The following is a 5,939-nucleotide window of genomic DNA, read 5'->3' on the forward strand; positions in this document are numbered from 1 at the left end:
GTCCAGCCGCTGCACCGGAATCTCCAGGTGGAAACGCTTATCATCAGCACTTGCAACTGCCCCTGCCAGCAGCAGAGGCGATAGCGCAATCACTTTTATCAGTCTGCTCCACCCGGACCTCACGTCCTGCGTCCCCCAGTAGACAAGTGAGCGGAGAAAAACCCCCATAGAGATTCCGGAACCATAGTGAAACTTCACTGCGATGGACGCAGGAGGACGGTGCTATCGTCGACGCGCTCAACCTCAATCGGGAAACCGGAAGCGAGGGTATCGAGCATGGCGTCGGTATCGCCAATCCGGAAATAGCCACCAATACGCAGGTTACGAAGCTCTGGGTCCTCTATAACGAAGTGTGTTTCCGTGTACCTACCGATCTCGCCAATGACCACCGCCAACGGCTCGCCTGCAAAGGAGAGCATACCCTGGCGCCAGGCCAGCTCCCTGGCGATCTGTTCGTCCGAAACAGGCTCGGCGGTCTCCACGGTCTCTGCCAGGCGAACCCGCTGGCCTCTCTTCACGGTACCCAGTACAGCACTGCGCCCGTGCCGGTCTATGCTTTCCTCTGGCTTACCGCCCCCCTCCGCCAATTCAACGATGCCCTCTGTAACCAACAGTCTCAGCCCCTGCGTTTCGCGTCGCACCGAGAAGGCCGTGCCCACAGCGCGTACACTGCGCCCGCCGACCCATACGATGAAGGGACGTCCGGCCTCGTGTGCCACCTCAAAGTAGGCTTCTCCCGCCAATAGGTGCAGTTCCCTCACTTCACCACGGTAAGCAACCCGTAGTTGGCTTGCCGTATTGAGCTGCACCGAGGATCCATCAGGAAGTGCAACGCTGCGCTGTTCGCCGACGGCGGTCGCGTAAAGGATCGGAGACGACGGCACTGCCTGGTCGAACCAGTAGGTAATAAAGAGCGCGGCAACGGCGATTATTGCAAGCATGCCAGCGAATAGGGGCCGCGCAAGCCGTCGATCGTGACGAACCGGCCGCGGAGGTACGGCGAGCTCTGTCAGCACATTCAATTCGCCCCAGAGGTGGGACAAGCGCTCGAGCGCTTCCCTGTGTCGCGGGCTTCTATTCATCCATTCGCGGAGGGCCTCGATATCGGCCGCGGACGGCTTTGCACCATCCAGCTGTGCAATCCACGCGCACGCCTCCAGATCGATGTCAGAACGAGACAGACTCCTGATGTCAGACACAATCCCTGCGACCCTTCGTTTTCATTGAAGCAGCATCGCTGTCACTCACGAGGCCACTGCCGTCACCCTCCATTGCCGCCATGAACTGACTGCAGCGATACAGCCCGGTTGCGATATGCTTTTCGACGGTACTGGTCGACACACCCAGCCGGTCGGCAATCTCTCGATGGGTATAACCATACACCTTGCGCATGAGAAAAGCGCGTCGACACTGCGGCGGCAGGCGCGCGGCAGCGCGAGAGAACAGAGCCAGTCGCTGCTCACCCTGCAGCTGCTCCTCGAGGCAGTGCGAGGCCGAGGGCTCGCCTGCACCGGAGGCCTCCTCGATGTAGTCGGTCAGTGCTCGTGATCGTGTGGAGAGCTCGTTGAGGGCGAGATTCTTGGCAACCCGAAAAAGAAAGGCTTTGGGGGAACGCACGGTCTGTGTCTGCTCTGCCTGGAAGGCTCGCAGATAGGCTTCCTGGGAAACGTCTTCGACATCCCGGGGGTCCGTTAGAAACCTGCCCAGGAAACGCCGGAGAAAGCCCTGGTGCTCGATAAAGGCAATGGAAATGCTCGAGGGCTTCAAGTCTCTTCCTGAGCGCTCGGCGCTGCAAACGCCGACGCCATGTCATCTAGCATTGCATCAATCCTCTTGCTGTCATACCAGACCCCGGCCTTCACCACCCCCTTCAGATCCTTTAGGGCAGCAAGATCTTCAAGTGGATTGCGGTTAAGCAGAATCAGATCCGCTATCGCACCCTCGCGCATCTCGCCGAGTTCACCCTCCCGACCAAGGTAGCGCGCCGGTTCCAGCGTTGCAGCACGCAGGACGGATTTATTGGGGATGCCAAGGGCGTGCAGGGACAGCATCTCGTCGATGGTCACTGTCCCGGCGGCAGACTGGTAGCTGTCGGTACCGACCAGCATCGGCGCACCGGCGTTGTAGAGCTTGAGGATGGCTTGCCGGCGCAGCCTCTGATGGACATCCTCGCCGACTTGATGTGCGGGCTCCATGTTGAAGAACACCTTGCCAACGGTACCGTCCTTTATCAGCGGCAATATGTCCCTCTCCATGGGCCCCATGAAGCGTTCCATGCCGTCAATGTAAGGTACTGGATCAGTTGAGAAATTACGCATGATCTGTGTCGTTGGCACAAACCAGTGCCCGGCGCCCCGAGCCGCCGCTGCCACCGCCTCGAGGCGGATGGGGTCAATAAAGCCCTCCGCTGACACTTCTCCCGCGCCGAGCTTCAGCACGAGTTCCTTGGCGCGATCATCTTTGGGAGACAGGCTGGGATTGGGCAGTGAGCGGTCTGCGGCGACCGCATGCAGCACGCCTATGAGGTGCTCGGAGGTCCGCATACCACCGGCGATAGCGTCAATCAGGGGCACATCCTGCGCCACGTGTCCCGATATCTCCATGTCGTGTCTGGCACCCGCGTCCAGCAGCGCACTGAATACCTCGGGCTTCAGACGGGAATACACCTTGACGAAATCATAGCCGGCGCGCTTCTGACCCAATACAAAGGCATCGGCATCCGCCGGGTCCGTCATCACCACACTGCCCTCCCAGATGGGCGGCTCGCCGTCGACCAGGGCACCGGAGGTAACAATCCTTGCGCCGGGCAAAGCCCCCTCCTCCACCGCGGCCTTCCAGGCCAGCGTTTCCGGGTTCCCCCACATGTTGCGCACGGTGGTGACGCCGCGCAGCAGGTTCATTGTCGCGTGCTCTCTCACTTGCAGGTGAACGTGCATGTCCATGAGACCTGGGGCAAGGTAGCCGCCTTTGGCGTCGATAACGGTAGCACCCGCATCATTCACCGCCTCTACATCAGGTATTACGGCAGTGATCCGCTCGCCCTCGATGCGCACCGCCCGGTCCTCGAGGACAGTACCTGTACGCACGTCCACCACATGAACATTGCGGAACAAGAGGTCATCTGCAAGGACGCCTTCAGTAGCCTGCAGGAAAAAGGTGAACAGGAGAAATCCTGCGACACGGGATTGAGTGAATCGCTTGCTTTTCATTTTCTCCTACTCCAGTTCATTCCGCTGTTCATTTGCTGTGCGCAGGTTTTGCCGGAAGAAGGCGACCTGCTCCTTGAATCCTGAAACTGCAGCACTGGCGTTCATCTGCGGTGTACCTCCCATCGAAATAGATGCCTCCGCAACATCATGCGTCATGTCTCCCAGAAGTGAAGTCACGATGACGGGAAAGGCCGCGAAATGGCCGACACCCGGGAAATCGATGCGCTTGAGTCTTCCACTTTTGCCGGCCTCGACAAGTCGCTGCTCGACCTTGTAGGACGCGATGCTGCTGGGCCACAACGCATCTGCCTGACCTGAAATAATCAGGATCGGCGCGGTTATGCGTTCGACAGGTATAGCGCCGGTTGTTGCCTCCAGCATTGCCGGCAAGTACAACCGGCGCCAGTCGATATCGCGGCTCGCTCCCTCGAAACTCTCACCCTCTTCAAAGCCATAACTTGCGAAAGGCACGGGCTTACCCTCAAGCGTCCATGCAGGTCTGGCGACATCGTCGGCGCCGCAGCACCCACCCCACACAACGTTCGAAGGCACGCCGGCCACGATAGCGCCGACGCGTTCCGGCCAGGTTGCCCCGAGTAGCAGAACCAGCTCTCCTCCCCGGGAGCCGCCTGAAAGACCGATCTTTTCCATGCCGGACTCGGCCTGCAGCCAGTCCATCGCACCATGAAAATACTCCAGCGGGATTTCCCTGAGCGCATCCGGCCGGCCGTCGTAGTTGAAGTGGGCCAGGGCTAGAGCGAGAAAACCATGGGAAGCGAGCAAGGCGGCGGTGCGTTCATTGACCCCGCCGCCGGATCCGGTCACCACCAACACCGGCTGCTTCGGCCCGGGGCCGGGAGCGCGAAACACGACTCCCCGGAGATCGCCGCCACGCAACTCTTCCCGGATCACGCCCGGCGCCGCGAAGCGGGCCGTCTGCTTCCCCGTGGTCGTCGCAGTAGTCGTGCTGTCGATGCCGCGCTGATACGTTGCCGTGTAAGTGATGCTTACCGGTTTCATCACATCAATGGCAGGCATGCTCGGTGCACCGGCAGGCAAACATTCCGCCGATTGGCATTTCTCGATACCCTCGCTTCCGACCGGGAGCGCAGACCAGATGAGACCGCGAGCATCGACCCCTGTGTAAGTCCCGGTGACGGAAGCATCTTCGCCGGTGTTCACCCGACCTTCTGGTGAGGCAAAGTAAGTTCCTCTGGCAGCCCAGGAATGCCCCGCCTCATCGACAAACACCGAGTCAATGGTGACTCCTCCCCCCGGAAGTGCCCCAGCCAACTCGACATGCCCTGGCTCGAGAAACAATCGCTCCTCCGGCACAACCGACAACGTCTGCGCGATCGCGGCAGAGGCAAAGAAAATCGCCATCGCGAGTAACGGATGTGAAATTCGGAGCATGCGGCGCAAATCAATAGAGACCCGCCCTTTCATCGTCACTTATGCTCTGAGTCGTTGGCAGACTTGGACGCGATTACCGCCGCGAGCTCTGCAAGCATTTGCTCAATCGTCGCGCGTGGGTACCACTCACCGGCCTTGGCAACCCCCAGCGGATTCCTCAGCACACCAAGATCCTCGAGGGGGTTCCCTTCAACCAGAACAAGGTCTGCGATCAGGCCTGGGCGAACCTCACCAAGATTCCCCTCTTGACGCAGATAGCGTGCTGGTTCAAGCGTGGCGGCTCGAAGCACGTCTGGAATGGACATGCCAAGTGTGTGCAGTGAGAGCATCTCGTCAACCAGAACTGTGCCGGCTGCCGCTGGAAAGCTATCCGTACCCGCCAGAATGGGTGCTCCCGCCTCGTATAGCGCCAGCAGTGCCTCACCCTGGAGTCTCAGATGGACGTCTTCAGCGCGCTGGTGCTCTTCAGAGAGCTTGAAGAATGTCTCGGCGACTTTGCCCTCCTTCATCAGATCAATATAGGGTTTCATGAAAGGACCAAAAAAATCATCAATACCATCAATCCACGGCACAGGATCTGTGGTGAAGTTGCGCATGACGCGGATCGTCGGTACAAACCAGTGCCCCTCGCTGCGAGCAACGCGAGCAAGCTCCCGGACACGCTCCGGGTCGATGAAATCGTCGGCGGAAACTTCACCTGCGGCCAGCCTCAGCAACAACGCTTTTGCCCTGTCGTCATAGGGACTCAGACTTGGATTGGGGAGTGAACGGTCTCTAGCGACGGCCCAGAGTACGCCGATCATGTGCTCAGACGTGCGCATCCCGCCCCTGATGGCTTCAAGCATGGGGACATCCTGGGGAACGTGCCCTGCGATTTCCATGCGGTTCTTGCGACCCGCCTCAAGAATGGCCGTGAATACGTCTGGCTGCAGTCGCGAATAGGTCTTGACGAAATCATAACCGGCCCTTTTCTGCTTCAGGACAAACAGATCGGCTTCCCTGGGGTCTGTCAATTCCGGACCAGCCTGAATTGCCGGCGATCCGTCGATAATTGCACCGGCCGTGATTACTCTTGCACCGGGCAAAGTTCCTTCCTCTACAGCAGCCCTCCAGGCTAGAGTCTGGGGATTACCCCACATGTTGCGTATCGTTGTCACACCCCTCAGCATATTGAGCGTTGCATGCTCAGGGATCATAAGGTGGTAGTGCATATCCATCAGGCCCGGCACCAGGTATGAGCCACCGCCATCAATAATCTTCACACCCTCACTCTTCGGTAGGTCATCACCTGAAGTGATGGATGTGATGCGCTCGCCC

General features: G+C 59.4%; 5 protein-coding genes. All 5 read right to left on the reverse strand.

What is annotated here, in order from left to right; genetic code table 11:
• Positions 1-194: 194 nt before the first annotated feature.
• A complete protein-coding gene (locus tag RJQ10_RS07815) occupies positions 195-1,199 on the reverse strand; it encodes a FecR family protein (RefSeq protein WP_350145323.1) in 1,005 nt (334 codons plus the stop codon).
• Positions 1,192-1,767: an RNA polymerase sigma factor gene (locus RJQ10_RS07820; protein ID WP_350145325.1), complete on the reverse strand. Its 576-nt coding sequence runs from the start codon at positions 1,765-1,767 to the stop codon at positions 1,192-1,194. The genes RJQ10_RS07815 and RJQ10_RS07820 overlap by 8 nt, the downstream gene beginning before the upstream one ends.
• Entirely contained in the window at positions 1,764-3,209 is a 1,446-nt protein-coding gene (locus RJQ10_RS07825; protein ID WP_350145327.1) for an amidohydrolase family protein, read from the reverse strand. Before RJQ10_RS07825 ends, RJQ10_RS07820 begins: the two co-directional genes overlap by 4 nt.
• Positions 3,210-3,215: 6 nt before the next feature.
• Positions 3,216-4,655 carry an acyl-CoA thioester hydrolase/BAAT C-terminal domain-containing protein gene (locus RJQ10_RS07830; RefSeq protein ID WP_350145329.1) on the reverse strand — a complete coding sequence of 480 codons (1,440 nt, stop codon included), beginning with the start codon at positions 4,653-4,655 and terminating at the stop codon, positions 3,216-3,218.
• Positions 4,656-4,657: 2 nt separating this feature from the next.
• Positions 4,658-5,939: amidohydrolase family protein (locus tag RJQ10_RS07835; protein WP_350145331.1), on the reverse strand; the 1,282-nt coding region annotated here is incomplete at its 5' end.

The organism is Haliea sp. (assembly GCF_040222615.1).
In the GTDB taxonomy this organism is placed as follows: domain Bacteria; phylum Pseudomonadota; class Gammaproteobacteria; order Pseudomonadales; family Halieaceae; genus Haliea.